The sequence below is a fragment of the Mesorhizobium sp. B2-8-1 genome, assembly GCF_006440955.1.
Lineage (GTDB): Bacteria > Pseudomonadota > Alphaproteobacteria > Rhizobiales > Rhizobiaceae > Mesorhizobium.
The window spans coordinates 1-25,966 of the sequence record NZ_VFTX01000013.1; the positions used below are offsets into that span (position 1 = coordinate 1).

The 25,966-nt window shown below is 62.1% G+C and carries 23 protein-coding genes; 10 read left to right on the forward strand and 13 right to left on the reverse strand.

Annotated features, from left to right (window positions below):
- The 8 genes from FJ428_RS26965 to rpmG all read left to right on the forward strand — a co-directional run.
- A partial coding sequence (locus FJ428_RS26965; RefSeq protein ID WP_140528014.1) for a hypothetical protein occupies positions 1–280 on the forward strand: 280 nt, incomplete at its 5' end.
- 345 nt (positions 281–625) lie between these two features.
- Positions 626–3,247 (forward strand): type I DNA topoisomerase, encoded by a 2,622-nt coding sequence (gene topA / locus FJ428_RS26970; RefSeq protein ID WP_140880520.1) that lies wholly within the window; start codon positions 626–628, stop codon positions 3,245–3,247.
- A gap of 6 nt (positions 3,248–3,253) precedes the next feature.
- A complete protein-coding gene (gene rnr / locus FJ428_RS26975) occupies positions 3,254–5,572 on the forward strand; it encodes a ribonuclease R (protein WP_140579674.1) in 2,319 nt (772 codons plus the stop codon).
- Positions 5,572–6,018 carry a DUF983 domain-containing protein gene (locus tag FJ428_RS26980; protein WP_140525403.1) on the forward strand — a complete coding sequence of 149 codons (447 nt, stop codon included), beginning with the start codon at positions 5,572–5,574 and terminating at the stop codon, positions 6,016–6,018. Before rnr ends, FJ428_RS26980 begins: the two co-directional genes overlap by 1 nt.
- A 73-nt stretch (positions 6,019–6,091) precedes the next feature.
- Complete coding sequence (locus FJ428_RS26985; protein ID WP_140880521.1) at positions 6,092–6,832, forward strand: NUDIX domain-containing protein; 741 nt, start codon at positions 6,092–6,094, stop codon at positions 6,830–6,832.
- Between the two features lie 23 nt (positions 6,833–6,855).
- On the forward strand, positions 6,856–8,031 hold the full coding sequence (locus FJ428_RS26990) for an MFS transporter (protein ID WP_140501562.1): 1,176 nt from the start codon (positions 6,856–6,858) through the stop codon (positions 8,029–8,031).
- Between the two features lie 150 nt (positions 8,032–8,181).
- Positions 8,182–8,640 carry a hypothetical protein gene (locus FJ428_RS26995; protein WP_140501560.1) on the forward strand — a complete coding sequence of 153 codons (459 nt, stop codon included), beginning with the start codon at positions 8,182–8,184 and terminating at the stop codon, positions 8,638–8,640.
- 152 nt (positions 8,641–8,792) lie between these two features.
- Positions 8,793–8,960 carry a 50S ribosomal protein L33 gene (gene rpmG / locus FJ428_RS27000; RefSeq protein WP_006201775.1) on the forward strand — a complete coding sequence of 56 codons (168 nt, stop codon included), beginning with the start codon at positions 8,793–8,795 and terminating at the stop codon, positions 8,958–8,960.
- A gap of 270 nt (positions 8,961–9,230) precedes the next feature.
- On the opposite strand, the gene FJ428_RS27005 is transcribed toward rpmG, so the two are convergent.
- From FJ428_RS27005 to FJ428_RS27055, 10 genes are all read right to left on the reverse strand, one after another.
- Positions 9,231–10,370, reverse strand: a complete 1,140-nt coding sequence (locus FJ428_RS27005) for a hypothetical protein (RefSeq protein ID WP_140564033.1) — start codon at positions 10,368–10,370, stop codon at positions 9,231–9,233.
- A 573-nt stretch (positions 10,371–10,943) separates the two neighbouring features.
- On the reverse strand, positions 10,944–12,011 hold the full coding sequence (gene ugpC, locus FJ428_RS27010; RefSeq protein WP_140501554.1) for a sn-glycerol-3-phosphate ABC transporter ATP-binding protein UgpC: 1,068 nt from the start codon (positions 12,009–12,011) through the stop codon (positions 10,944–10,946).
- A gap of 3 nt (positions 12,012–12,014) precedes the next feature.
- Entirely contained in the window at positions 12,015–12,863 is an 849-nt protein-coding gene (locus tag FJ428_RS27015; RefSeq protein WP_140501552.1) for a carbohydrate ABC transporter permease, read from the reverse strand.
- Positions 12,863–13,786: a sugar ABC transporter permease gene (locus FJ428_RS27020; protein WP_140501550.1), complete on the reverse strand. Its 924-nt coding sequence runs from the start codon at positions 13,784–13,786 to the stop codon at positions 12,863–12,865. Before FJ428_RS27020 ends, FJ428_RS27015 begins: the two co-directional genes overlap by 1 nt.
- A gap of 180 nt (positions 13,787–13,966) precedes the next feature.
- The gene (locus tag FJ428_RS27025) at positions 13,967–15,244 is read right to left on the reverse strand and encodes a sugar ABC transporter substrate-binding protein (RefSeq protein WP_140579680.1); all 1,278 of its coding nucleotides are present in this window, start codon (positions 15,242–15,244) and stop codon (positions 13,967–13,969) included.
- A 29-nt stretch (positions 15,245–15,273) separates the two neighbouring features.
- Complete coding sequence (locus tag FJ428_RS27030) at positions 15,274–16,461, reverse strand: PLP-dependent transferase (protein ID WP_140633488.1); 1,188 nt, start codon at positions 16,459–16,461, stop codon at positions 15,274–15,276.
- Positions 16,458–17,192, reverse strand: a complete 735-nt coding sequence (locus FJ428_RS27035; RefSeq protein ID WP_140501544.1) for a FadR/GntR family transcriptional regulator — start codon at positions 17,190–17,192, stop codon at positions 16,458–16,460. Before FJ428_RS27035 ends, FJ428_RS27030 begins: the two co-directional genes overlap by 4 nt.
- A gap of 150 nt (positions 17,193–17,342) precedes the next feature.
- A complete protein-coding gene (locus tag FJ428_RS27040) occupies positions 17,343–18,836 on the reverse strand; it encodes an FAD-dependent monooxygenase (protein ID WP_140633490.1) in 1,494 nt (497 codons plus the stop codon).
- A 531-nt stretch (positions 18,837–19,367) separates the two neighbouring features.
- Entirely contained in the window at positions 19,368–20,741 is a 1,374-nt protein-coding gene (locus FJ428_RS27050; RefSeq protein ID WP_140648882.1) for a PleD family two-component system response regulator, read from the reverse strand.
- A 33-nt stretch (positions 20,742–20,774) separates the two neighbouring features.
- Positions 20,775–21,146 carry a response regulator gene (locus FJ428_RS27055; RefSeq protein ID WP_140501538.1) on the reverse strand — a complete coding sequence of 124 codons (372 nt, stop codon included), beginning with the start codon at positions 21,144–21,146 and terminating at the stop codon, positions 20,775–20,777.
- Positions 21,147–21,382: 236 nt separating this feature from the next.
- Here FJ428_RS27055 and FJ428_RS27060 point away from each other — a divergent pair, with 236 nt between their 5' ends.
- Entirely contained in the window at positions 21,383–21,682 is a 300-nt protein-coding gene (locus FJ428_RS27060) for a DUF3572 domain-containing protein (protein WP_140501536.1), read from the forward strand.
- Between the two features lie 146 nt (positions 21,683–21,828).
- On the opposite strand, the gene FJ428_RS27065 is transcribed toward FJ428_RS27060, so the two are convergent.
- Both FJ428_RS27065 and FJ428_RS27070 read right to left on the reverse strand, forming a co-directional pair.
- Positions 21,829–23,331: a hypothetical protein gene (locus FJ428_RS27065; protein ID WP_140501574.1), complete on the reverse strand. Its 1,503-nt coding sequence runs from the start codon at positions 23,329–23,331 to the stop codon at positions 21,829–21,831.
- Between the two features lie 94 nt (positions 23,332–23,425).
- Positions 23,426–24,013, reverse strand: coding sequence for a GNAT family N-acetyltransferase (locus FJ428_RS27070; protein ID WP_140579688.1), 588 nt, complete (start codon positions 24,011–24,013; stop codon positions 23,426–23,428).
- A gap of 65 nt (positions 24,014–24,078) precedes the next feature.
- On the opposite strand from FJ428_RS27070, the gene FJ428_RS27075 reads away from it, so the two are divergent.
- Positions 24,079–25,407 (forward strand): DNA polymerase IV, encoded by a 1,329-nt coding sequence (locus FJ428_RS27075; RefSeq protein WP_140520983.1) that lies wholly within the window; start codon positions 24,079–24,081, stop codon positions 25,405–25,407.
- A gap of 23 nt (positions 25,408–25,430) precedes the next feature.
- On the opposite strand, the gene FJ428_RS27080 is transcribed toward FJ428_RS27075, so the two are convergent.
- A complete protein-coding gene (locus FJ428_RS27080) occupies positions 25,431–25,937 on the reverse strand; it encodes a hypothetical protein (RefSeq protein ID WP_140501529.1) in 507 nt (168 codons plus the stop codon).
- Positions 25,938–25,966: the final 29 nt, after the last annotated feature.

Consider the following 25,966-nt stretch of genomic DNA (forward strand, 5'->3'; position numbering starts at 1 on the left):
GATCTACACCGATGCCAACGGCATGACGCTCTATACCTATGACAAGGACGAGAAGGGCAAGACCAACTGCTATGACAAATGCGCCACAAACTGGCCGCCGCTGAAGGCCGAGGCCGGCGCCAAGGCGGACGATGAATGGACCGTAGTCGACCGTACCGACGGCACCAAGATGTGGGCCTATGACGGCAAGCCCGTCTACACATTCATCAAGGACAAGAAGGCCGGCGATGTGTCGGGTGATGGCGTCGGCGGCGTCTGGCATATCGTCAAGGCCGACTAAGGCTGCCACCTTAACTTCGACGTTGCTGCCGGGCGTGCCTCCAACGCCTGGCAGCCCGCACCAGACGCGCTGGCGCGGCATTTGGCTCAATACACAGGGTCGCCGGCGACTCATCGGCGCCAATTTGAGCCGCTCCTCACCGCTCCAGCCATTTGTCTTAGTTACCCCTCAACAATGTGATCTTCTCCATACACTCTTAGAGTGTATTGCTGCCGGCACTCTTGCAATTTGGCCGCTTCCCCTTGACCGGATGCAAAAGCGCGGCCATGTGAGCGACGAACAGAACCGAGATTTCGTCGCGCGCAGCGGAATTCTTCTGCCGCATCACAGCTGATATGAGCCCTCATGGACGTCGTCGTCGTCGAATCGCCGGCCAAGGCGAAGACAATCAACAAATACCTCGGCAAGAACTACAAGGTCCTGGCCTCGTTCGGCCATGTCCGTGATTTGCCGGCCAAGGATGGCTCGGTGCGACCGGACGAGGATTTCGCCATGTCCTGGGCGGTCGACACGGCATCCGGCAAGCGCCTCGCCGACATCGCCAAGGCGGTCAAGGACGCCGACGGCCTGATCCTCGCCACCGACCCGGACCGCGAGGGCGAGGCCATTTCCTGGCACGTTCTGGAAGTCTTGCGGCAGAAGCGCGCGCTGAAGGACAAGCCGGTCAGCCGCGTCGTCTTCAACGCCATCACCAAGAGCTCGGTGCTCGAGGCGATGGCCAATCCGCGCCAGATCGATGCGCCGCTGGTCGACGCCTATCTCGCCCGCCGGGCGCTCGACTATCTCGTCGGCTTCACTCTCTCGCCGGTACTGTGGCGCAAGCTCCCCGGAGCCCGTTCCGCCGGCCGCGTGCAGTCGGTCGCCTTGCGGCTGGTCTGCGACCGCGAATCCGAGATCGAACGCTTCATCCGCGAGGAATACTGGCAGATCGCTGCCATCCTCGGCACGCCGCGCAACGAAAATTTCGAGGCGCGCCTGACCGCTTTCGAGCGCAAGAAATTGCAAAAGCTCGACATCGCCAACAAGGCGCAGGCCGACGACATCAAGGCCATGCTCGAGGGCGCGGCCTTCAAGGCGCTGTCCGTCGAGGCAAAACCCACCAAGCGCAATCCAGGCCCGCCCTTCACCACCTCGACATTGCAGCAGGCCGCCTCGTCGGGCCTCGGCTTTTCGGCCAACCGCACGATGCAGGTGGCGCAGCGCCTCTATGAGGGAATGGAGATCGGCGGCGAGACCACCGGCCTGATCACCTATATGCGAACCGACGGCGTGCAGATGGCGCCCGAGGCGATCGACGCGGCACGCGATGCCATCGCCAAGGAATTCGGCCCCAAATACCTGCCGGAAAAGCCGCGCCTGTACACGACCAAGGCCAAGAACGCCCAGGAAGCGCACGAAGCGATCCGCCCGACCGACTTCATGCGCACGCCGGCATCGGTTAGGCAATATCTCGATGCCGACCAGATGCGGATCTATGAATTGATCTGGAAGCGCGCCATCGCCAGCCAGATGCAGCCGGCGGAGATCGAACGCACCACGGTCGAGATCGAGGCGGTCAACGGCGCGCGCACGGCCGAGTTGCGCGCCGTCGGTTCAGTCGTGCGCTTCGACGGTTTCATCGCCGCCTATACCGACCAGAAGGACGATGATTCCGAGGACGAGGAAAACCGCCGCCTGCCCGAAATCCGCGCCGGCGAGCAGCTTGCCCGCCAGGCGATCAACGCCACCCAGCACACGACCGAACCGCCGCCGCGTTATTCCGAAGCTTCGCTGATCAAGAAGCTGGAGGAGCTCGGCATCGGCCGGCCGTCGACCTACACGGCGATCCTGAAGACGCTCGAGGACCGCGACTACGTCACCATCGACAAGCGCCGGCTTGTGCCGCAGGCAAAGGGCCGGCTGCTGTCGGCCTTCCTGGAAAGCTTCTTCGAGCGTTATGTCGAATATGACTTTACCGCATCGCTTGAGGAAAAGCTCGACGAGATCTCCGACGGCAAGCTCGCCTGGAAGGACGTTCTGCGCGATTTCTGGAAGGATTTTTCCGGCGCCGTGGCCGACATCAAGGAACTACGCGTCACCGATGTGCTCGATGCGCTGAACGAGGAACTGGCGCCGCTGGTTTTCCCTGCCCGGGAGGACGGCTCCAATCCGCGCATCTGCCCCAAATGCGGCACCGGCAATTTGTCGCTCAAGCTCGGCAAGTTCGGCGCCTTCGTCGGCTGCTCGAACTATCCCGAATGCTCCTTCACCCGCCAGCTCGGCGACGCGGCCAATCCCAATGGCGAGAATGGCGGCGGCGAGGACGGCACCAAGGTGCTCGGCAAGGATCCCTACACGGCTGAGGAGATCACGCTGCGCAGCGGCCGCTTTGGCCCCTACATCCAGCGTGGCGACGGCAAGGAAGCCAAGCGTTCCAGCTTGCCCAAGGGCTGGACGCCCGATTCGATCGACCATGAGAAGGCGCTTGCTCTGCTTTCCCTGCCGCGCGATGTCGGCAAGCATCCGGAAACCGGCAAGATGATCTCGGCCGGGCTTGGCCGCTACGGGCCTTTCGTGCTGCATGACGGCACCTACGCCAATCTCGACAGCATCGAGGATGTATTCTCGATCGGGCTCAACCGCGCTGTTTCGGTGATCGCCGAGAAGCAGTTGAAGGGCAAGGGCGGCCGTAATGGCGGCACTGCGGCAGCCCTCAAGGAGCTTGGCGATCATCCCGACGGCGGCGGCAAGATCGTCGTGCGCGACGGCAAATACGGGCCTTATGTCAATTTCGGCAAGGTCAATGCCACGCTGCCCAAGGGCAAGGATCCGCAATCGGTGACGATGGAGGATGCGCTGGCGCTGATCGCCGAGAAGGAAGCCAAGGGCGGCGGCGGCAAGAAGCCTTTCCGCAAAGCGGCGGCGGCCAAGGCGCCCGCTACCAAGAAGACGGCGGCCAAGAAGTCCACCGCCAGGAAAAAGGGATAGAACGGCGTGGCGCGCAGGATCTCCGCAACAACCCACGGCGACCCGCGCACCGCCGACACAACGGCCAAGGTCAAGGGCGATTACAGGCCCTCGCGTGACGAAATCCTGCGCTACATCGCCGAAAATCCGGATCGCGCTGGAAAACGCGACATCGCCAAGGCGTTCGCGCTGCGCGGCCCGGACCGCATTTGGCTGAAGGATCTCCTGCGCGACCTGCAGGACGAAGGCGTCCTGACCAAGGAGCGTAAGCGCCTGGCCCGCGTTGGCGCCCTGCCCCATGTCACGGTGCTCGATATTTTCGACCGCGACGCCAACGGCGTGCTGCTGGCGCGTCCCACCGAACACACCGCCAATGGACCGCCCCCCATCGTTTCCATCCGCCTGTCGCGCAGTGGCGGCGGACCGGCGCCTGGCATTGGCGACCGCGTGCTGGCCAAGACCTTTCCCGCAGACGACACGAACGTCGCCTTGGGCGGCCCGGCCTACACAGGGCGGGTGATGAAGATATTCGAGAAGCGCACAGATGCCGTTCTCGGCGTCTTTCGGGTGCTTCAGGACGGCAGTTTCCGCATCGAGCCGGTGGAGCGCCGGCAACCCGAACTGATCGTCGACAAGGAATTCCAGAACGGAGCCAAGAACGGCGATCTCGTCGAGGTCGAGCCCGCCCGGGCCTCGCGCTATGGCTTGCCGAGAGCAAAAGTGCTCAACGTGCTGGGCTCGCTGACCAGCGAAAAGGCGGTCTCGATGATCGCCATCCACGCACATGACATTCCGCATGTCTTCCCGGCCGACGTCATCGCCGAAGCCGAAGCCGTCAAGCCTGCGACGATGGCCAACCGCGAGGACTGGCGCGAACTGCCGCTGGTCACCATCGACCCGGCCGACGCCAAGGACCACGACGACGCGGTGTTCGCTACGCCCGATCTCGATGAGAAGAACCCCGGCGGCGTGGTCATCACGGTCGCCATCGCCGACGTGGCTGCTTACGTCCGCTACGGCACGGCACTCGACCGCGAAGCGCTGAAGCGCGGCAATTCGGTCTATTTCCCCGACCGCGTCGTGCCGATGCTGCCCGAGCGCATCTCCAACGATCTCTGCTCGCTGCGCGAAGGCCAGGATCGCCCGGCACTGGCAGTGCGCATGACCTTCTCGGCGGACGGGCGCAAGGTCAGGCATTCCTTCCACCGCATCATGATGAAATCGGCGGCCAAGCTCGCCTACCCGCAGGCGCAGGCGGCGATCGACGGCGTGCCGGACGACAAGACCGGGCCGATCCTCGACGCAGTGCTGAAGCCGCTATGGGATGCCTATGCGGTCCTCAAGCGCGGACGCGATGGCCGCCAGCCGCTCGAACTCGATCTGCCCGAGCGCAAGATCCTGCTGAAGCCCGACGGCACTGTCGATCGCGTCGTCGTGCCGGAACGGCTCGATGCCCATAAGCTCATCGAAGAATTCATGATCCAGGCCAATGTCGCCGCCGCCGAGACACTCGAGGCGAAGAAGCAGGCGCTGGTGTACCGCACCCACGACGCGCCCTCGCTGGCCAAGCAGGAATCGCTGCGCGAATTTCTGCAAACCCTGGGCCTGTCGCTGGCGCGCGGTGCGCAGATGCGGCCCGCCCAGTTCAACGGCATTCTCGAGCGCGTGCGCGGCGCCGACAATGAAGGTCTGGTCAACGAGGTGGTGCTGCGCTCGCAGAGCCAGGCCGAATATTCACCCAAGAACATCGGCCATTTCGGCCTCAACCTGAACCGTTACGCGCATTTCACCTCGCCGATCCGCCGTTACGCCGACCTCATCGTGCACCGCGGGCTTATCGCCGCACTCGGCCTCGGCCCAGGGGGCCTGACGCAGGAGGAGGAAGCGCGGCTCGAGGATGTTTCGGTGCTGATTTCCGGCACAGAACGCCGTGCAATGGCGGCCGAACGCGACACGGTCGACCGGCTGATCGCCGCTTATCTCGCCGAGCGCATCGACGACCGTTTCGACGCCCGCATTTCGGGTGTCACCAAATCGGGACTATTTGTCCAATTGCCGCAGTATGGCGCGGATGGTTTCATCCCTGTGTCAACTCTGGGCGGCGATTACTATATATATGACGAAACGGCCCGCTCGCTCTACGGAGAACGCTCGGGCAAGGGTTATCAGTTGGCGGACCGTGTCGAGGTCCGTCTCGTCGAAGTGGCGCCGATGGCCGGCGCGATGCGCTTTGAGATGTTGACCGACCCGAAGCCCCTGCCTGGCTCCGTCAGGTCGTTTCACAAGGCAAAAGGCCGCGCCCGTGCGTCACAATCGCGCCCAGGCTCGCGTGGCAGGAGACGATGATGGCAAGAGGCACGGAAGAACAGGTTTTCGGCGGTGAACATCACTCGGGCCGGGTCGCGCGACCGCTGTGGACGGCGATGAAGCGCGGCATGCTCGGCCGCTGCCCGCATTGCGGCGAAGGCAAGCTGTTTCGCGGCTTCACCAAGACCGTCGAGACATGCAGCGTCTGCGGCGAGGAGATACACCATCACCGCGCCGACGATCTGCCCGCCTATCTGGTCATCGTCATCGTCGGCCACATCGTGCTCGGCGCCTTCATGGGCGTGGAGGCGACGTCGACCCTTTCCACCTGGCAGCACATCGCCATCTGGGTACCCTTGACGATCCTGCTGTCGGTTGCCCTACTGCAGCCGGTGAAAGGTGCCGTCATCGGATTGCAATGGGCATTCTATATGCACGGTTTTGCTGGCGAACACGACGTGGCTGAACCCCATCCCGGTGCCTGAGGTGCTGGCTGGCGCAACATGCCAACCGTCAAGGCTACTTTCGCATGCAAGACGTTTCCGCTAGGTCCTGCGCATGGAAGGAATGACCAAGGCGGACGTCGACAGGATCGACAAGGGTCTGGCCACGCATGGCGGCCGGGCGATTCGTCCACGTGATGCCGCGACCCTGATCCTGCTCGACGGCAAGGCCAACGACTTGCGGGTCCTGATGGGTCGCCGTCATGCCGGTCACGCCTTCATGCCAGGCAAGTTCGTTTTTCCCGGCGGCCGTACCGACCCGGCGGACAGCCGCATCCCCACCGCCACCGCGCTGCATCCCGAGCAGGAAGCAAAGCTCATCGCCGGTCCCGGCCGCACGAGCGAGGCGCGTGCCCGCGCCATCGCCTTGTCGGCCATCCGCGAGACCTATGAGGAAGCCGGGCTGCTGATTGGTCGCGAAGGCGCCTTCGCCACGACAAGGTCTGATTGGCAAGGCTTTGCCGAACATGGGGTGCAACCTGCCCTGGACATGCTGCGCTTCATTGCGCGCGCCATCACGCCGCCCAACCGGGTGCGCCGCTTCGACACCCGCTTCTTCTGCGCCTGGCGCGATGATGTCGCCGTCGAACTGGCAGGCGGCGGTCCGACCAACGAGCTCGAGGAACTGGTCTGGCTGCCGCTTGCCAAGGCCAGGGAAGCCGACATTCCCGACATCACCCGGATGATCCTGGACGAGCTGGAAAGCCGCCTCGCCCATGATCCGCTGTTGCATCCGGGCGGTCCCGTACCCTTCTACCGGCTTGTCCGCAACCGCTTCACCCGCGAAATTCTGTAGAACATCGAGTATTCAGACATAACATGACGGTCGATACCCAACCAAAGGGCGACGAGCGCGTACACTGGCTGCCGATGGTGGCGGCGATCTCGTCGATCAGCGTCGTCGGCATTGCCATCGGCCTGGGCATGCCCCTGCTCAGCGTCATCCTAGAAACGCGTGGGCATTCGGCCTCGATGATCGGCCTCAACACAGCCGTCGCCGGCCTGGCCTCGATCGCCGGCGCCCCGTTGGCCACGCCGCTCGCCATGCGCTTCGGCGTTGCCTGGACGATGATCGCCATGATTGCCGCCGGTGCGCTGGCCTTCGTCGGCTTCCACTTCGCACCCGATTTCTGGATGTGGTTTCCGCTGCGCGTCGTGCTGCACATCGCGCTGACGGTGCTGTTCATCCTGTCGGAATTCTGGATCAGCACCTCGGCGCCGCCGCATCGGCGAGGTCTTGTGCTCGGCATCTACGCCACCGTGCTGTCGCTCGGCTTTGCTGCGGGGCCGTGGCTGTTCGCCCATCTCGGCAGTTCCGGCTTCAGGCCTTTCGGAGTCATCATCGCATTGGTGGCGCTGGCCGCGATCCCGGTGCTGGCGGCGCGTAACGAGAGCCCGACGATCGTATCTGACGGCGAGACCAGCAATTTCCTGCGTTATATCTGGCTGGTGCCGACCGCCACCGCCGCCGTACTGGTGTTTGGAGCCGTCGAAACGGGCGGTTTCGCCCTGTTTCCGGTCTATGGCAACCGCATCGGCTATTCCGAAGCCGACGCCGCCTTGCTGCTCACCATGATCGGCCTCGGCAACGTGCTCTTGCAGATCCCGATCGGCATGATCAGCGATCGCGTCTCGGACCGCCGCTATCTGCTTCTGGCGTGCGCCACTGTCGGACTCGCCGGTACGATCTTCATGCCGCATCTGGCCGGCAACTGGCACCTGATGGCGGGCCTTCTGTTCGTCTGGGGCGGCGTGGTCGCGGCCATGTACACGATCGGCCTCGCCCATCTCGGCTCGCAGCTTTCCGGCCATGAGTTGGCTTCGGCCAATGCCGCCTTCGTGCTGTGCTACGGCGTCGGCATGGTGCTCGGCCCACAGGCGATAGGCATCGGCATGGATGCGTTCGGTCCCTCTGGTTTCGGCTGGTCGCTCGGCCTGTTCTTCGCCGCCTACATGGTCCTTGCCAGCGTCAGGTTGGTCCGCAAGATCTTGTAAGCCGCCACCGGCGCAAACCGGATTCACGATCGCCCACTGCCGGCTGGCCCCATAACTGGCTACCTCCGGATGACTGGCTGCTGACAGAACCGTGTCAGCAGCCACGGTTTATACGGAGACCTCAAAACACCTGAAGTTGAGGAGACTCCGATGATCGACAGCGGCTTTGAAACCACATCATTGCGGATGACGCTGCTCCTGCTTGTCACTTTCCAGGCGCCGGCCGCGGATGTCGACCGCATCATGGACGCCGTGGTGGCGCTGGCGCCGCTGGCCATGGGTAAATATGACCGCAACGCCTACCAGTCGGCGCATGGCATCGAGCGCTACCGGCCACTTGACGGCGCAGCCGCCGGCGCCGAGACCGAATTGCGGCGGCGCCCCGGCACGGTCGAGGTTTCGTTCGAATTGCCCGATGACCAGGAATTGGCGGCGCGCGTCGTCGAAGCGATCTTCCAAGCGCACAGCTACCAGGAGCCGGTGATCCGCATTCAGCCGGTCCTTGCCAGCCGTTCCAAGGGGTTGGACGACCGCGCCAATCCGAATCGCTGGTGGAACACCACGGGAGATTGGAAGAAAACCATCGTTCTGGAGGCGGAACACGTATGAATGCCGACAGGCATTGGCGTCCGTGACGGCCGCAAGGCGCGTCGGGCTTGACTTTCCGGGCGCGTTCTTTATGTGTCGCGGCAAGTTTCCCGCGTCCGGGTGTTTTCCCGTGCTCCAGCGGCCAAAACCCCACGAACAAACGGACTGATACCATGGCCAAAGCCGCAAACATCAAGATTAAGCTTCTGTCGACCGCCGACACCGGTTTCTTCTACGTGACCAGCAAAAACAGTCGCACCAAGACGGACAAGCTGTCGTTCCGCAAATACGACCCGGTCGCCAAGAAGCACGTCGAGTTCAAGGAAACCAAGATCAAGTAATCTGGTTTTTCCAAGAGAATGCCGAAACGCCGCCCATCGGGCGGCGTTTTTTGTTCCTAAAGCATTGATTTCATTGGATGGTAGTCAAACCCAGCATAACGGCCAACGATGGGGCTGCTATAGTCACAAAGCCCGCGTGAGGCAGGGGCCTTGTCGAGCGGCTCTCATAAACCGCGAAAGGCGTGCGCGTCGTCACCGCATAAATCTCCACGACAAAAGCCACGGCGCCTCAGCAAGGATCCAGAGAATTTGTCTCTACGCAGCTTTGCCCTAGCCACAAGAAAGTGGTTCCAAGTACCTTTTCATGACATGCAATGGCACGTAGTCACCCTCGACTAGATTTCCACCTTCCTCGTTCACAAGCACCATTAGAGCCTGAGTAGACTTTCTCATAAACACAGATAACTCAGATCGTATTGGTATATTACAAGAGAATCCTTTAATCATGATTAGAGAGAGTCGATCTTCGTCCATATTGAATTCGAGTTTAGACAAATCATCGTTAAACGGCCGACTGTGGAAAATGATAAGCTCTCCACGATCATTTATGGCTATTTCAATTTTAATAGGAAATTCAAATTGGATTCCACCAATTACGTAAGACTCACGTCTCTGAACTATTGCTAGGATTTTAGATATATCATCTTTAATATCAGATGTGTCGTTCTTTATCGAATTCGCTATCTGCAAAAATTGGTCAAATTTGGCTTCGAGTTTCGGTAGCGAATTGCGCAAATACCCAAGGCGAGACGCGATGAAGGCGACCTCCGCTTTGTGATTTTGCTTCAATGCCTCCCGCATGAAGGCAAGGAAAATAAGAGCCCAGCCCGGCTCATCATCTGTCGCCTTTCCACGAAAAAATGACGCGAAATCGGCAGGAACGGCCAGTTGGTCCTTTCCCTGCTCCGTTCCGGCGATGAGATCGCGCAGAACGCGCTTGCACGCTGCATCCAGACTCGCCTGGACCGCTGCAAAGTCGCGAGCCGATAGCGCGCCGTCCAAGTTTGTCTCTATTTCATCGACAACGTCCTTGTTGGATTCTAGCTTGAATGGCCCGCCCAATCCGATCTGCTTATGCAGATAGCGGCGCGCGGCACTAGCGAACTGAATCCTCGCGCGACGCTCCGGCGGCCGTCCGCCAAGCCGCAACTGGTCGGCCTCTTGCGTATCGACATACATGCGCACCATCACGAGTGAAGAGGTGAGTTCACTGAGTCGAATGGCGTGCTCCAAATCGTGGTTTGCTGGAACCGCGCCTGTATGAGCGCGCAGCTTGGATGCGACGTCCTCGTAGATCGCTTTATAACGTCCGCCAAACAGCGTCTCGCCGATCTTATCTAGGATGTCGCCGGCATTTTCGAGCGCCTTCCAACCGATCACCGCCCCGATGTATCCGCAAACCGAGATCATTCGTCTAGGTCCCTGATGATGGCCCAAAGTAGGGCGGCAGTTGACCAGAAATCAAGAATACCAAACGGCTGAGCCTAGCTCATATCCCGCCGCGGACGGTGGAGTTCAAAGAGATTTAGGCTGCTTTGCCGGCCGCCCTGGGATAGAGCGTGGCTTGATACTGCTGCCCTCGCTGTCCGCTAGGCGTCAATTCGCGACTGAATCTGTTCCGTGATTTCGCTGCGTATGAAAGCAATTCTCCGGTCTCCGAGCGTGATGGCAGACGGAAGCCGTCTTCTGACATACCGGTTCACCGGCCTAGGCTGGTCATTCTCGCGGCATGGTTCAGTGATACGAGCGTCGGCGGAATTGTTATTCGCAGGCATTATAAATCTCCCCCCCGCCGCGTTGCGGCGATTCAAGAACCAAACTGATTGATGAAAGGACGCCACATGATGGCGGCAGGAGGAGGTTTCTATTAATGTGGCTCCGCAAAGCGGTTGGCCCGGGTCAAGCAAGTTTCGACTCGTCAAAAGGCCGTATGGTTAGAATGTGCCCAGCGGGCAACAGAGTGGCCGCTCGGCGGCCGCGCCCCTACCCTATCCGGTCGGCGCTTTTCGGGTCGAAAACATGCAGCGCCGCCGGATCGGCCGATAGCCGCACCGTCTCGCCAGGCTTCACGCCGGCGCGGCCCATGGCGAACACGCAAAGCTGCTGGCCGGCCAGCTTGACGTAGAACTGCGTCGAGAGGCCGAGCGGCTCGACCACCACCACTTCGCCTTGCAGCGGGCCGTCATCCGCCAGCCTTATATGCTCCGGCCGCAAACCGACGGTAACCGCATCGCCTTCCCTGAGCGGCAGGCCATCCGGCAATCGCAGTTTCTGGCCATCGGACAGCACGGCATCCGCCTTGCCGCCCTTCTCAACACTCGCCGGCAGGAAATTCATGCCGGGCGAGCCAATGAATCCGGCGACGAACATGTTGGCCGGCCGGTCATAGAGGTCGAGCGGCGCGCCGACCTGCTGGACGACGCCGTCATGCATCACGACGATGCGATCGGCCATGGTCATGGCTTCGATCTGGTCATGCGTGACATACACCGATGTGGTCTTCAGTTGCTGGTGAAGCGCCTTGATCTCGGCGCGCATGTGCACGCGCAGCTTGGCGTCGAGGTTCGAAAGCGGCTCGTCGAAAAGAAAGACCTTGGGATCGCGCACGATGGCCCGGCCCATGGCGACGCGCTGGCGCTGGCCGCCGGAAAGCTGGCGCGGCAGGCGTTGCAGAAAATTGTCCAGCCCAAGCCGCCTGGCGGCGCCGTCGACCCGCGCGTCGATCGCCTGCTTTTCCGCCTTCCTCAGCATCAGGCTGAAGCCCATGTTCTTCGACACGTCCATATGCGGATAGAGCGCGTAGGACTGGAACACCATGGCGATGTCGCGGTCCTTCGGCGCGACGTCGTTGACCAGCCGCTCGCCGATACGGATCTCGCCATCGGAAACCTCCTCCAGACCGGCGATCATGCGCAGAAGCGTCGATTTCCCGCAGCCGGACGGACCGACGAGGACGACGAACTCGCCGTCGGCGATGTCGAGGTCGACCGCGTGCAGCACACGCACGGCGCCATAGTCTTTGCGGACTTTTTCCAGCGTAACGGAAGCCATCGATTATCCCTTCACGGCGCCGGCGGTGAGGCCGGTGACGAGATAGCGTTGCAGGAAGCCGAAGAAGATGCAGACCGGGATCAGCGCCAGGATCGACGCCGCCATCATCTGCCCCCAGTCGACGGCGAACTTGCCGATGAAGGTGAGCAGGCCGACGGCGAAGGTCTTCTTGTCATCGCTGGAGATCAGCATCAGCGCGAACAGGAGTTCGCTCCAGGCAGCGGTGAAGACAAAGCCGAGCGTGGCGCCCATGCCGGGTAGCGTCAGCGGCACGATCACCCGGCGCATCGCCTGCGCGCGTGTGCAGCCGTCGATCATCGCCGCCTCCTCCAGGTCCTTCGGTATGCCGTCGAAGAAGGACTGCATCAGGAAGGTTGCAAACGCGGTGTTGAAGGCGGTGTAGATGATGATCAGCCCGGTCAGGCTGTTGATCAGGCCGATCTGGCCCATCACGCGATAGATCGGTGGAATGACCATGACTAGCGGGAAAGTCTGGGTCAAAAGCAGCATCAGCGCCAGTGCCGCCTTGCCGCGAAAGGTGAAGCGCGACATGGCATAGCCGGCAAGCGTCGCGATGACAGTCACCAGTGCAGCCGTCGAAACCGAGACGATGACGCTGTTGAGGAAATAGCGCGGAAAGTCGGTCGCCTCGAGCACGGTGACGAAGTTCTGCAACGTCATCTGCGACGGCCAGAAGGTGATGCCTTCGGAATAGAGAAGCCGTTCCGGTGTAACCGATATCTTCAGCGTCCAGAAGATCGGGAACAGGGCGAAGATCACATACGCCGCGATGGCCGCATAGAGCCCGACGCCGCCGAAGAAGCGCTGCGAAGATGAGCGTCCCGCAATCATCAGACGTGCCTCACCAGGGAGCGGCGGATGGCGATCAGCGCGATCGCATAGGCAATGAGCAGGACGAGCAGCAGCACGGCAACCGCCGATGCGTAGCCCTTGTCCAGCGACTTGAAGGCACTGACATAGATGTAGACCGGCACCGTGTTGGTCGACCCGGCCGGCCCGCCCTCGGTCATGACGAAGATCAGGTCGGCGAAAGTGGCGATCCAGATGGTACGCAGCATCACCGTGATGGCGATGGTCGGCGCCAGGAACGGCAGCGTCACCTTGGTGAAGCGTTGCCAGGGCGAGGCGCCGTCGATCGCTGCCGCCTCATGCAGTTCCGAGGGAATGGATTTCAGTGCCGCCAGCAACGTGATGGCAAAGAACGGGATGCCGAACCAGACATTGGCGACGATCGGCCCCCACATGGCGGTCGAGGGATCAGAGAGAACGTTTGTCGGCTCGGCCTTCAGCCCCAGCGCGAACAGCCAGTGCGGCAGCGGCCCGATGATCGGATTGAACAGCCATGCCCATGTCAGGCCCGACAGGAAGGACGGCACCGCCCAGGGCAGGAACACCAGCGCCTGCACCACCTTGCGGCCCCGAAACGGCTTGTCGAGCAGCAGCGCCAGGCCAAGGCCGAGGAAGAACTGGAAGAACAGGCTGGAGAGCGTCCACCACAACGTATTGACCAGCGCCTGGCCGAGCACGGCATCCGACAGCATCGCCTGGTACTGGCCGAGCCCGACATATTCCGACTTGAAGGCCGAAAACTTACGGAACGAATAGCTGATGCCGATGACCAGCGGCACCAAAAGCACCACGACCAGCAGGATGATCGCCGGGCTAAGATAAAGCCAGGGTTCGCTGGCAGCGTGCGTCAGCCGCTTGCGGCGCGGCCTCCCGGCGGGTCGTATTTCGGAAACGGCATAGGTCATTTGGGCTCAACAGTGGTGAGTGGGTGCCGGCGAAGGCGACAGCACCCTTCTCCCGTATACGGGGAGAAGATGCCGGCAGGCAGATGAGGGGCAGCGCCAGGCTGACAGAACGTAGCGCCGCCCCTCATCCGGCCCTATCGGGCCACCTTCTCCCCGTGAACGGGGAGAAGGAAGAAAAAACTACTTCTTGTTCTTCGCCATCCAGTCCTGCTGTTCCTTGGTCAGGAAGGCGGCCCATTGGTCGGCAACCTCCTTGGCCGCCTTTTGGCCAAGCAATACTTCCTGGAAGTTCTTGATCGCCACCTGGTCGACGAAATTGCCGAGGTTCTCCAGATGCGTCGGGGGCGTCACCATTTCATATTTGGCGCTGTCGCTGAGCTCCGTGAACCAACCCTTGAACTGCTCGGTCTTGAAATGCGGATCCTGGTCGGCGCCGTTGTGGATCGGGACGACGCCGACTTCCTTGGCCCATTCCAGATTGTCCTTGGGCGAGAGCAGCGTCGCCATCAGCTTCCAGGCGTCGTCCTTGTGCTGCGAATTGGCGAACATTGCCCAGCCGGCATAGCCGAGCGTCGGATAGGACTTGCCGCTCGGCCCGACCGGCAGCGGCGCCACGGCGAAGTCGTCGGCGCTCATCTTGTCGGCGATGCCGAGCAGCGCGTCCGGATCCTGGTTGAGCATGGCGCAGGTGCCGGAATAGAAGCCGGTGACGGTTTCGTTGAAGCCCCAGCTCACCGCGTCCTTGGGCGCCAGACCCTGCTTGTACATGTCGGCCAGCATCTGCAGGCCCTTGACCGAGCCCTCCTCGTTGATGGTCGAGGTGCCGTCTTCGTTGAAGTAGCCGCCCTTGCCGGCGGCGATGTTCATGAACATGTGCATGCCGTTGAAGGCGCCGGGCCCGCCGCGCAGGCAGTAGCCGTATTTGCCGGGCAACGCCGAGATCTTTTTGGAATCGGCGACGAACTCGTCGAGCGTGGCCGGCGGGCCGTCGAGGCCGGCTTCCTTGAACAGCTTCTTGTTCCAGAACAGCGCGTTCACATAGTAGCCGTAAGGGATCATGAACTGGGTGTTGTTGACGGTCGAGCCGAACTGCTTGGCGCGCTCGCCGAGCGTCTTGGCGTCGTCCCACTTGGCCATGTACGGGCCGAGATCCTCGAGCTGGGCGTTGTTGGCGTAGAGGCCCATCCAACGTTCCGGCATCTCGACCACGTCGGGCGTATCGCCTGCCTGCACCATGGTCAGGAACTTTTCGAAAGCTTGGCCCCAGGGCAGCGAGACCAGCTCGACCTTGATGCCGGGATTGGCCTTTTCGAATTCGGCGATCTGCTTCTTCAGGAACTCCGTGCGCGGCGGGCTGGTGATGACTTCGACCATTTTCAGGGTCGAATCGGCCAGCGCGTTTCCGGCGGAAATCGCCAATCCCGCGGCTGTGGCAAGCATGACGGTCAGTTTTTTCATCTTCAAGACTCCCATTTTGAAGCGGCTTGTTATTTTCTGGCTTTTTCGAAGGCCTGCGCCACGTCGGCCCACAGGTCCTCGACATTCTCCAATCCGACATTGAAGCGGATGGTTCGGGGGCTGACGCCGAAGCGCGCCATCGAATTCAGTCCCGGCGTCTGCTCCAGCGACGCCTTGGCGGGCACGACCAGGCTCTCATGGCCGCCCCAGCTCACGCCGATGCGGAAATATTTCAACGCATCGACGAAGACGGGGATGTCGATATCCTCGGTGACCTCGAAGGAGAACAACCCCGCGTAACCAGCAAGCGTCGCCTTGCCCGGATGGTTCGAATAGGCGGGGTGGTTGACGCGCTCGACATTGCCATGCGCCTTCAGCCGCTCGGCGATGGCAAGCCCGCTCTTCATGTGATGCGGCAGGCGCAGCGGCAGCGTGCGCAGCCCGCGCAGCAAGAGCCAGGCCTCGAAGGGCGAAAGCTTGCCGCCGAGATAGGAATAGGTCTGCTCGTTGATGTGCTTGATGTGGGCGGCCGAGCCTGCCACCACGCCGGCGACCGTATCGCTATGGCCGCCGAGATATTTCGAAGCCGAATGCAGCACCAGATCGACGCCATGCGTGATCGGCTTCTGGAACACCGGTGTCGCCCAGGAATTGTCGATCGTGGTGACGATGCCCTGCTCCTTCGCCAGCCGGGTCAGGTGAGCCAGGTCCTGCAACTCGAACATCATCGAGGTCGGGCTCTCCAGATAAAGCAGCCTGGCGCCCGGAAGGGCCGCCGCCACCGCATCCGGATCGGAGCCGTCGACATAGTCGACCCTGATGTTGAGCCGCGGCAAAAGCCGCTCGAACAGCCGATAGGCATCACCATAGCAATTGCGCACCGCAACGATGCGCTCGCCGGCGCCGACGAAGGCGAGCACCGTGGCGCTGATCGCCGCCATGCCGCTGGAAAAGCCGCGCGCGGCCTCGGCGCCCTCGAGCGCGGCGACGCGTGCCTCGAACTCCATCACCGTCGGATTGTCGCCACGCGAATAGATCGGCTGCTTCCGTTTGCCGGCAAAAGTATCCGCCATCTCGGCATAGTTGGCGAAGGTGAACAGCGATGTCTGGTAGATCGGCGGCACCACCGCCCCACCCGGGAAAGGTTGGTCATGCGCCAGAAGCGTCGCCGCCTCGGCGAGATAGTCGTGATCGAAACCTGAGGGATGCTCGTTCATGTCTGGCTCGAAAGTTTGAGTTTGGCGGCGCCGCGCTTGAGATCGTCCTCGACGGTGGCGATCAGCTTGAGCGCTTCGGCGCGGGCGCCGTGCGGGTCGCGCGCGGCGATGCGCTCGTAAATGGTCCGATGATAGGGAAAACTGGCGTGGCCGAAATCGCGCACGCCCAGCGGATGCTCCCAGAAGCGGTGGAACAATTCGTGCATGGCGGCGATGATCTGTTCGAACAGCGGGTTGCCGGAAACCCTGTAGATCGCCTGGTGGAACTCCCAGTCCTCTTCCGAAGACATGCCCTCGCGCGTGCGGAACGCCTGCTCCATGATGTCGAGCTTGCGCTCGATTTCGGCGATATCGGTCTGGCTCGCGCGTTCGGCGCAAAGGGCGGCGGCTTCCGCCTCCAGCGCGCGACGGATTTCCAGCGTCTGCATCAGGCTGGTGAAGTCGTTGCCGCCCGCAAGCGTCAGCGGCAGATGCAACATGTCCGGCGAAACGGCTGCCTTGAGATAGGTGCCGCTGCCTTGCCGGCGCTCGACCAGCCCGAGCCCTTCCCAGCGCGTCAGCGCCTCGCGCACCGTGTTGCGGCTGACCTTCAGCCGCTCGGCCAGGATGCGTTCCGTTGGCAGCCGCTCGCCCGGCTGGAGGGCCTCGGCACGAACAAAGCCTACCAACGCCTTCAGCACGGCGTCGTCACGCGCCGTCGTCTGAATAGGTGGCAGGCTGTTTTGATCCACGCGCGTTCCAAGTGGTCCAATGGTCCAACCATTTTCTGCACAGATGATACCTCCTGTCAACGGGATGTCAGGAGACCTAAAACCGTAAAAGCTCGCAACGCATGACAAGCACGCGTTTGCGGGCGATGCGCCAGGCCGGCCTCGACCCTGCTACGCCGCATCAACGCGCGGCCCGAACCAGGTGGTCAGCGCATCGGCCAGTCCCTGTTGGCTTCCGGAACCAACCCATGCCACGTACCCGTCGGGGCGGATCAGCACCGCGTCGGGCCCGGCGACGGCCCCGAGAACTGGCAGCTCCCAGTCGCCGTCGTACACGGCGTCGACCTGCTGGACCCGATCCGCCCACGGCTTGATGTCAAGTCTGCCGGGCGTGCCGAGGTTGATCAGCACCGGCCGGGCATGGTGCAGCAAGGTAAACAGCCGCACCGGCCCGCTGGCGGTGAGCAGATCGAGGTCGGGTATTCGCCACCCAAGCAGCGCGTGCCCCTCCCCGAGGTCGTAGTGGACACCCAGGCCGGACATCTCTGCGGCGATTCGTTTGCGTGGTTCATCCATGGCGAGCAGTTCGGCGATGGTGTCGCCCAGGGCTTTGGTGCGGTCATCCATGCGGCGAAGCGCGACCTGCGCCATCGTGTTGCGCAACACGCGGGCGGCGACCGGATGGCGCTCGGCATGGTAGCTGTCGAGCAGACTGTCCGGTGATGCCCGTTTGACGACCTGGGCCAGCTTCCATCCCAGGTTGACCGCGTCCTGCACGCCGATGTTGAGGCCCTGTCCGCCCATTGGGGGATGGATATGCGCAGCGTCGCCGGCCAGCAGGACACGTCTGTCGCGGTAAGCGGCAGCCTGGCGCGTCATATCGGTGAAACGAGAGAGCCAGGTCGGACTGTGGACGCCGAAATCGGTGCCATAGATAACGGTGAGCGCCTCGCGGAGATCGTCCAATGTCGGTTCACCACCGATGATCAGTCGTTTCTCGGTCAGCACGATGCCCAACCGGTCGCCGTCCTCGATCTTGCCTATCGCATGGGTTCCGTGGGCGTCGCTGCGAAAGCCCAATGGCGGTTCTTCCGACATCTCGACCTCGGCGATCATCCAGCTCATCGTCGGATCCCATCCAGCGAATTCGATGCCCGCCGCCTTGCGGATCGTGCTGCGTCCACCGTCGCATCCGACGAGGTACTGCGCCTTCATCCGTCGGCCATCGGAAAGCCCCACATCCACGCCACTGTCGTCCTGCATGAAATCCGTGACTTCCTGTCCGCGATGGATCGGCACCCCCAATTCGCTGATCCAGTCGGCCAATATCCGCTCGATGTGGTTTTGCCGCAGCGCCAGCAGATAGTTGTGCCGGCTGGGAAAGTCGCTGATGTCCAAACGGATCATATGGAAGCCGACGGTCGGGAAGCATCGCCCCTGGGAGAGGAACCGGTCGGCGATCCCGCGCTGGTCGAGCACCTCGATTGTGCGTGCGTGCAGGCCACCCGCGCGCAAGCCAATCAGCTGCTGGGTCGGGCGCCGCTCGACAATGGCGACGTCGATGCCCGCCAATGCGAGTTCGCCTGCCAGCATCAATCCTGTCGGGCCGCCCCCGGCGACAATCACCGCATGATTTCGACGCGATCCATCTGTCGGTGCACGCATTCCCGTCACTCCGCTCCCATTGGCTAGGGCCGCGGTTTTACGGGAGGAACCCAGGCTTGAAGCAAGCCCCCTGGGCGCCATATATATGAAGTGAGGAGCAACGCCCTCTGCCGAATGGCAAGAGAGCGTGCGCCGCAGCTCTTCACATCGGGGCTCGCCTTTTACAGGCCAAAAAGCGCTGTCGACATCTCGTGCGCAAAAAGCTCCTGATATCCGGAGCTTGGCGCAGAATCCTGATGCTATTTTGAAAGGGGGCCGGTCGGCGTTTGGCAGCGGTACGAGGAGGCCACTATATGCCAGCGCCGGCCGGCCGACCCCACGGACCCAGGAGATGCGGCGGACCTGAGCATCATGGGGTATTTTTTGATCGACCCGGCTGTCTGTCCTCGTGCCGGCGTCGCTCTGTCTGTGGCCGCACATTTGCGCAAGAGCTTATGAAAATCAACAGTTTCTTAACCAAGCCTCGTGAATCGCTTGGATTAAGGTAAATGGGTAACCTTGCCGGATTGACGGATACTCTTACCCGGTCCGTCAGGCAGCCTTGGCGACGACGCGGTTGCGGCCACCGCTCTTGGCTTCATAGAGCGCCAGATCGGCGCGTTTCATCAGCGCCGCCACCGTATCCACCCCCTTCAGCACCGACGACACGCCGACGCTGACGGTGACCTCGATGGCCTTGCCGTCAGGCCCGATGACGAACGGCATCTGGGCGATTTCGGCGCGGATGCGTTCGGCCACCTTTTCGGCGATCGCTCCATCGGTGTCAGGCATGACCACTACGAACTCCTCACCGCCGAACCGGCAGGCCAGATCGATGCCGCGCACGTTCTTGCGCAGCCGCCGCGCGAATTCCCGCAGCACCTCGTCGCCACCGTCATGGCCGTGCGTGTCGTTAATCGACTTGAAGCGATCGAGGTCGGTGATCATCACCGACAGCGGCCGACGCCGCGCCACGGCGCGGTCGAACAGCGTCTGGAGATGGCTGTCGAGATAGCGGCGGTTGTGCAGCCCGGTCAGCCCGTCGGTCACCGCCATTTCGATCGTCTGCGTCACGCTGGCGCGCAATTGGTCGTTGTAGCGCTTGCGGCGCACCTGGGTGCGCAACCGCGCCGTCAGTTCCTGCTGGTCGATAGGCCGCATCAGATAGTCGTTGATGCCGAGTTCGAGACCACGGATGATGCGCTCCTCCTCGCCCTCCTCCGCCAGCAGGATGATCGGCAGGAAGCGTGTGCGATCGAGCGAGCGCAGTTGCGAGCAGAGCCGAAGCGGATCGAAATCGGCGAAGCTCGTCGAGATCATCACGCATTCATAGGGCGTCTCCGCCGCCTGGAAGAAGCCGGCATGCGGATCGCTGGCGACATCCAGGTCAGCACAGTCGCGCAGCATCTTCTGGACGCGCTCGATCGACGATTTGCGCTCATCGATCAGAAGCACTTTCGGCGTCGTGTCCTCGGAGGCGAAATTGCGGCTGAGCAACTCTTCGATGCCGATGTTGCGCGTGGTCGAAGCGCGCAGCCGCAACTCGTCGGTCAGCGACTTCAGCCTGACGAGGCTCTTGACGCGCGTCATCAGTTGCAGGTCGTTGACGGGTTTGGTCAGGAAATCGTCGGCGCCGACCTCAAGCCCGCGCACCCTGTCGGAAACCTGGTCGAGTGCGGTGATCATTACCACTGGAATATGCGACGTCGCCGGATCGCCCTTCAGGCGCCGGCAGACCTCGAAGCCATCCATGTCCGGCATCATGACGTCGAGCAGCACGACGTCGACCTTGCCGTTCTCGCAGGTCTCGATTGCATCCAGGCCGTTGGTGGCGGTCAACACCTCGAAATATTCGGCCAGCAGCCGGACCTCCAGCAGCCTGACATTGGCAGGGATGTCGTCGACGACGAGAATCCGAGCGGTCATTTCACAAGGCTCCGGCTTTGGCGGCAAGGTGCATCAGGAATCACCCAGGTAAGACTTGATGGTTTCGATGAAGCGCGGCACCGAGATCGGCTTGGAGATATAAGCCTCGCAGCCGCCCTGGCGGATGCGCTCCTCGTCGCCCTTCATCGCGAAGGCGGTGACGGCAATGACCGGGATGACGTGCAGGTCGTCGTCTTCCTTCAGCCATTTCGTCACCTCCAGCCCAGACACTTCAGGCAACTGGATGTCCATCAAAATGAGATCCGGCCGGTGCTGACGCGCCAGATCGAGCGCTTCCAGACCGTTGCGGGTGCGAACTGTCTCGTAACCGCTTGCTTCGATGAGGTCCCGAAAGAGCTTCATGTTGAGCTCATTGTCCTCGACGATCATGACCTTCTTAGGCATCGATATCCCGTCCCGGCCGCTGTTCCGCTCGAAGGCGGCCGTTATGCGCCCTTCCGGGACGCACCAAACCCTACTCGACTCTACGGCAATATGATTGACGAAACGGAAACCTGCGGCGAGAAAAGCTGCTCCGTTTCCACCTCGGGTCCCGCACTGAAGAGGTAACGACTTGCCGCAAGCGACGCTTGCCATTACTGCGGAAGAGACTCACATTCCGCATACCCTGAAAGGTAATGATGGCAAACGCAGCGTCAATGCGCGAAGAGGCCGAAACCATTGCCGTGAAGGCTCTGGCCTTCGTCGCCTCTGATCCCGAACTGCTGCCTCGCTTCCTGGCGATCACCGGCATCGAGGCGCATTCGATCCGCAAAGCTGCCGGCGAGCCGGGATTTCTGGCCGGTGTGCTGCAGTTCGTTCTCGCCCACGAACCCACATTGCTGCGTTTTGCCGAGGAAACCGGCACGCCACCGGCCTCCGTCGGCAAGGCGTTGCGCGCGCTGCCGCTGGGCGACGATAACCACGAGCATTCCATATGAGTGACGATCCCAAGGCGGCGCCCCGATCGCCAGGTCGAGCGAAGTCTGACTCTTGTCGCCCGGTTTGAGCGACAAGCATAAAACGAAGGCTTGAGGCGCGTCGCGCCAATCCGTTCGAAGGCGACGCGCTTTGGTGAGCCGAGTGGCTACGGTGTCGGATCCGCCTGGTCCGTCTCGTCGCCGCCATCGTCAATGCTGTCGTCCTCGGCAGGATCGGCCGGCTTCAGCATGACGCCATTGACAATGACCGAACCGTCCGGCTTGGCGTTGACGACCCATTCCATGCGGCCGTCCGTCAAGGTCTTGCCGAACCCTTTCACCATCAGGGCCACAGGCACGTACTGCGCCACCTCCGGTTCCGATTTCGCCGCTTCCTGCAAGCCCTCGACGATCTTGTCGAAGCCGGCCACGTCCACCGTCACATTGGCTTCCGGCTTCTCGCCAGGAAAAGTCATTTCGCCTTCCAAGGCGATTTCGGTATCCTTGTTCTTGATGGTGCTATGGCCAATGACGACCTTCGGCGTCTTGGCCATGAAGTCGGTTTTGAGCTGCTCTCCGAATTCGGCCGACAGCGGCGGGTTCTTGTTAAGATCAAAGGCTTCGATTGCCTTCTTCGCCATGCTGTCGAGATCGATATTGGCGCCGCCGAAGTTCAGGTCGATATCGGTCGGCAGCAGCGCTATGCTCCAGTTCGGCAGAAGCTGCTGCGGCACGGTCAACCCAGATGCCTTGATCCCGTAGCCGATCGTACCGCTCTGGGCGACGCCATCCATTCCGAAGGCGGTGCTGAGCTGCGCCGCACCGAACGTGCCGACCGGGCTCTCGACCGCGAAATTCTTGAACCCGTATGTCCCGTCGATGCGCTCCCACACAGGAAGCGCGGCGAGCAGAAGCGATTTGAGCTGCGCCTGGTTGGCTTTCAGCGTGGCTTCATTCTCATTGGCGACGGCAAATGCCAGGAGATCGAGCAGCGGCTTGGTCTGCACGCCCTTGCCTTTGGCATCCACCGACAGTTCCGGTGATTTGACGGTGACCGGGAATTTCAGTCCGCTTTCGGGATCGTCGAATTTGATCGCCTCGACAAAGTTCGACACTTTTTGCGACAACGCGAAATCGACCCCGCCATTGGCAGCCTTGGTGGCGGCCATGGTCGCGGTGCCGCCGTCGGCGCTGACTTCCATGTGCTGCTTGGCATCTTGCGACACCATCGTCATGCCCGCCATCGAACTGGTGCCGCTGGTAAAGGCCGCCAGATTGGGGTCGTAGACACCGGAACCCTTGCCGTCCTTGATAGAAAATTGCGTGCTCTGCAGCCCCTGCGGCCCGTTGAACTCGAAGGAGGCGCTGTGCGAAAGATCCATCGAGACATCCCAGGTCCCGTCGCTGCGCGGCTTGACCAGCAGGGCGTAGGGCGCAAAGTCGAATTTCAACAGCTTCTGGTCGGGCAAGGTGCCGGCGAGCGCCTTGAAATCGAACATGATCTTGTAGGCGCCGCCTTCGACCGAGACCTTCAGGATGCCCTTGTCGAGGGCCTGTTTGCCGACATAGCGGGACAGGTTCTCGGATAGCTGCTTCGCACCCTGGCTGTCGACGCTCTGGCCGAAAGCGGGCGCGCTGAGCAGAAGCGCGGTAAAGGCGATTGGCAACATCCGGTTCACGTAGAATTCTCCGTTTGGTCGAAAAGGCAAAATCGTCTCCTACTTCTGGTAGGGAAAGACCGTCACAACTGCAAGACGGCGAAGTTCAGGCGCTCGGCTCCAGCACCAGCCGCATCAACGGCCGGCCCGCCTTGCGTTCCAGGAGCCGCTCGAACCCGGCCTTCTCGAACACGCGCGACGAGCCCACGAACAGCCCGATGGAGCGTGAATCCTTCGACAGGTCTATCGGGCAGGCTTCCACCATTCGCGCGCCGTTCCTGCGGGCGAAATCGATGCCGCCTTCGACCAGGCGATGGCTGATGCCCTGGCCCCGTGCCTTGGCGCGGATGAAGAAACAGGAAATTGCCCAGACGCTCGGATCCGATGCGTCCGCGGGATCGACCGGAGCCGAGCCCCGGCCCCGGTTGTTCCACTCGGGCACGTCGGCGCGCGGCCCGATCTGCATCCAGCCGACTGCCTTGCCGTCCTCGAACGCCAGCATGCCCGGTGGCGGGCCTGCTTCGATGCGCGCCCTGATGTGGTCTTTGTTGCGTTCGCGGCTGCTTTCGCGACGAGCCGCCGGCGCCAGCCGGAAATGCGTGCACCAGCAGCCGTAGCAGGCGCCCTGCTTGCCGAAGAGATCTTCGAATTCAGGCCAGAGCTCAGGCGCCAGCGGCACTATGGTCGTGCTCATGCGTTCTCCCCAGGCCAAGCTTGTCGCTAGCCTTGCACTGTCGTACCATTGTGTTTGTTCTCTTTATGTTCGCAGCGATGGCGGCTCCTGTCAATAATCCTGATCACGGTTTCTGCCGCGACTGCCTGGCCTTTCAGCGCAGCGACGCCAGGCGCTGCGAGCGATGCGGCAGCCCCAGGCTTGCCCGTCATCCCGAGCTGTACCGGCTGCATCTGGCCCATATCGACTGCGACGCTTTCTATGCGGCAATCGAAAAACGCGACAACCCGGCGCTGAAGGACAAGCCGCTGATCATCGGCGGCGGCAAGCGCGGCGTCGTCTCCACCGCCTGCTACATCGCCCGGATAAGGGGCGTGCGTTCCGCCATGCCCATGTTCAAGGCGCTCGAGGCTTGCCCCGAAGCGGTGGTTATCCCGCCCAATATGGAAAAATACGTGGTCGTCGGGCGCGAGGTGCGCGCGATGATGCAGGCGCTGACGCCGCTGGTCGAGCCGCTCTCGATCGACGAGGCGTTTCTCGACCTTGCCGGAACCGAACGGCTGCACGGCCTGCCGCCGGCGGTGGTGCTGGCCCGTTTCGCGCTGGCCGTCGAGAAGGAGATCGGCATCACCGTTTCGTCAGGTCTGTCCTACTGCAAGTTCCTGGCTAAGGTGGCGTCGGATTTCCGCAAACCGCGCGGCTTCTCGGTCATCGGCGAAGCGGAAGCCGTGGGTTTCCTCGCCGTACAGCCGGTGAGCATGATCTGGGGGGTCGGCAAGGCATTCAACGCCACGCTCGAACAGGACGGCATCCGCACCATCGGCCAGCTCCAGAAGATGGACCGTGGCGACCTCATGCGCCGCTATGGCGTGATGGGCGACCGGCTTTACCGGCTCTCGCGCGGCGAGGACGTCCGCCGCGTCGATCCCGACCAGGACGCCAAGAGCGTATCGGCCGAAACCACTTTCGACACCGATATCGCTTCGCTGGACGAGCTGGTCTCGGTGCTGCGGGGCCTTTCGGAAAAGGTCTCGGCGCGGCTGAAGAAATCCGGCATCGCCGGGCGCACGGTGGTGCTCAAGCTGAAGACGCAGGATTTCAAGATCCGCACCCGCAACCGCCAGCTCGGCGACCCGACCCGGCTCGCCGACCGTATCTTTTCGACCGGGGTCGAGCTGCTGCGCAAGGAAACCGACGGCACCAAATACCGGCTGCTCGGCATAGGCGTCAGCGATCTTTCCGCCGATGACAAGGCCGATCCGCCCGATCTGGTCGATGTCCAGTCGCGAAAGCGGGCCATGGCCGAAGGCGCCATCGATTCACTGCGCGACAAGTTCGGCCGCAAGGCGGTGGAAACCGGCTATACGTTCGGCAAAGGCCGCGACACCCACCCGCCAGAGCCGCTGGAAGACTGATAATGGATATCAGCTGTCGAGATTTAGGTGCGCTGCAGATCGATCCTGCTTGTCACCATGCTCTTGCCGGTTTTCGGATCAGTGTCGATCACCGTCAGCCGCATGCCGTTCTCGCCTCGTTTCTCGACCTTCATCTGCGCCTTTCGGTCACCATTGACCTCCTTGGCCCAACGGATGCCGAGATTGATCGCGTTGCCCGAACGGGTGCCGTTCAATTGCGCAGGCCCGGTACGAGACCCGACATAAGTGCCGCTATATTTCGCTCCGGCAGTCCTCAGGTCCGCGCTGATGGCGCGCGTCACCACGATAAGCCCTCGGCAATTGCCATCGAGCGACAATGAGGTCGACGTCGCGTTTGACCTGAACGTGCAGGACACATTCACCGTCGGCGCGTCGGTAGTCACCTTGACGATGCCCTTGCCGGTGAAATTGCCCTTGAACGACTGGAGAAATCTGGACTCGTCGGCATGTGCCGCGCCTGCCGTGACCAACAGGCAACCAGCAAGCGCAAATTGCGCAAATGATCTCATCGAAATTCTCCTATCGACATTGAAAGGCA

What these genes read in the sequence shown, in the direction of transcription:
- FJ428_RS26990 (WP_140501562.1), top strand. Translation starts at nt 6,856, where the DNA reads ATGACGGTCGATACCCAACCAAAGGGCGACGAGCGCGTACACTGGCTG.
- FJ428_RS27070 (WP_140579688.1), bottom strand. Translation starts at nt 24,013, where the DNA reads ATGAGCACGACCATAGTGCCGCTGGCGCCTGAGCTCTGGCCTGAATTC.
- FJ428_RS27075 (WP_140520983.1), top strand. Translation starts at nt 24,079, where the DNA reads ATGTTCGCAGCGATGGCGGCTCCTGTCAATAATCCTGATCACGGTTTC.
- FJ428_RS27040 (WP_140633490.1), bottom strand. Translation starts at nt 18,836, where the DNA reads ATGCGTGCACCGACAGATGGATCGCGTCGAAATCATGCGGTGATTGTC.
- FJ428_RS27050 (WP_140648882.1), bottom strand. Translation starts at nt 20,741, where the DNA reads ATGACCGCTCGGATTCTCGTCGTCGACGACATCCCTGCCAATGTCAGG.
- FJ428_RS27060 (WP_140501536.1), top strand. Translation starts at nt 21,383, where the DNA reads ATGGCAAACGCAGCGTCAATGCGCGAAGAGGCCGAAACCATTGCCGTG.
- FJ428_RS27020 (WP_140501550.1), bottom strand. Translation starts at nt 13,786, where the DNA reads ATGACCTATGCCGTTTCCGAAATACGACCCGCCGGGAGGCCGCGCCGC.
- rpmG (WP_006201775.1), top strand. Translation starts at nt 8,793, where the DNA reads ATGGCCAAAGCCGCAAACATCAAGATTAAGCTTCTGTCGACCGCCGAC.
- FJ428_RS26985 (WP_140880521.1), top strand. Translation starts at nt 6,092, where the DNA reads ATGGAAGGAATGACCAAGGCGGACGTCGACAGGATCGACAAGGGTCTG.
- FJ428_RS27055 (WP_140501538.1), bottom strand. Translation starts at nt 21,146, where the DNA reads ATGCCTAAGAAGGTCATGATCGTCGAGGACAATGAGCTCAACATGAAG.
- FJ428_RS27005 (WP_140564033.1), bottom strand. Translation starts at nt 10,370, where the DNA reads ATGATCTCGGTTTGCGGATACATCGGGGCGGTGATCGGTTGGAAGGCG.
- FJ428_RS27030 (WP_140633488.1), bottom strand. Translation starts at nt 16,461, where the DNA reads ATGAACGAGCATCCCTCAGGTTTCGATCACGACTATCTCGCCGAGGCG.
- FJ428_RS27025 (WP_140579680.1), bottom strand. Translation starts at nt 15,244, where the DNA reads ATGAAAAAACTGACCGTCATGCTTGCCACAGCCGCGGGATTGGCGATT.
- FJ428_RS27015 (WP_140501552.1), bottom strand. Translation starts at nt 12,863, where the DNA reads ATGATTGCGGGACGCTCATCTTCGCAGCGCTTCTTCGGCGGCGTCGGG.
- ugpC (WP_140501554.1), bottom strand. Translation starts at nt 12,011, where the DNA reads ATGGCTTCCGTTACGCTGGAAAAAGTCCGCAAAGACTATGGCGCCGTG.
- topA (WP_140880520.1), top strand. Translation starts at nt 626, where the DNA reads ATGGACGTCGTCGTCGTCGAATCGCCGGCCAAGGCGAAGACAATCAAC.
- FJ428_RS27080 (WP_140501529.1), bottom strand. Translation starts at nt 25,937, where the DNA reads ATGAGATCATTTGCGCAATTTGCGCTTGCTGGTTGCCTGTTGGTCACG.
- FJ428_RS27065 (WP_140501574.1), bottom strand. Translation starts at nt 23,331, where the DNA reads ATGTTGCCAATCGCCTTTACCGCGCTTCTGCTCAGCGCGCCCGCTTTC.
- FJ428_RS26995 (WP_140501560.1), top strand. Translation starts at nt 8,182, where the DNA reads ATGATCGACAGCGGCTTTGAAACCACATCATTGCGGATGACGCTGCTC.
- FJ428_RS26980 (WP_140525403.1), top strand. Translation starts at nt 5,572, where the DNA reads ATGGCAAGAGGCACGGAAGAACAGGTTTTCGGCGGTGAACATCACTCG.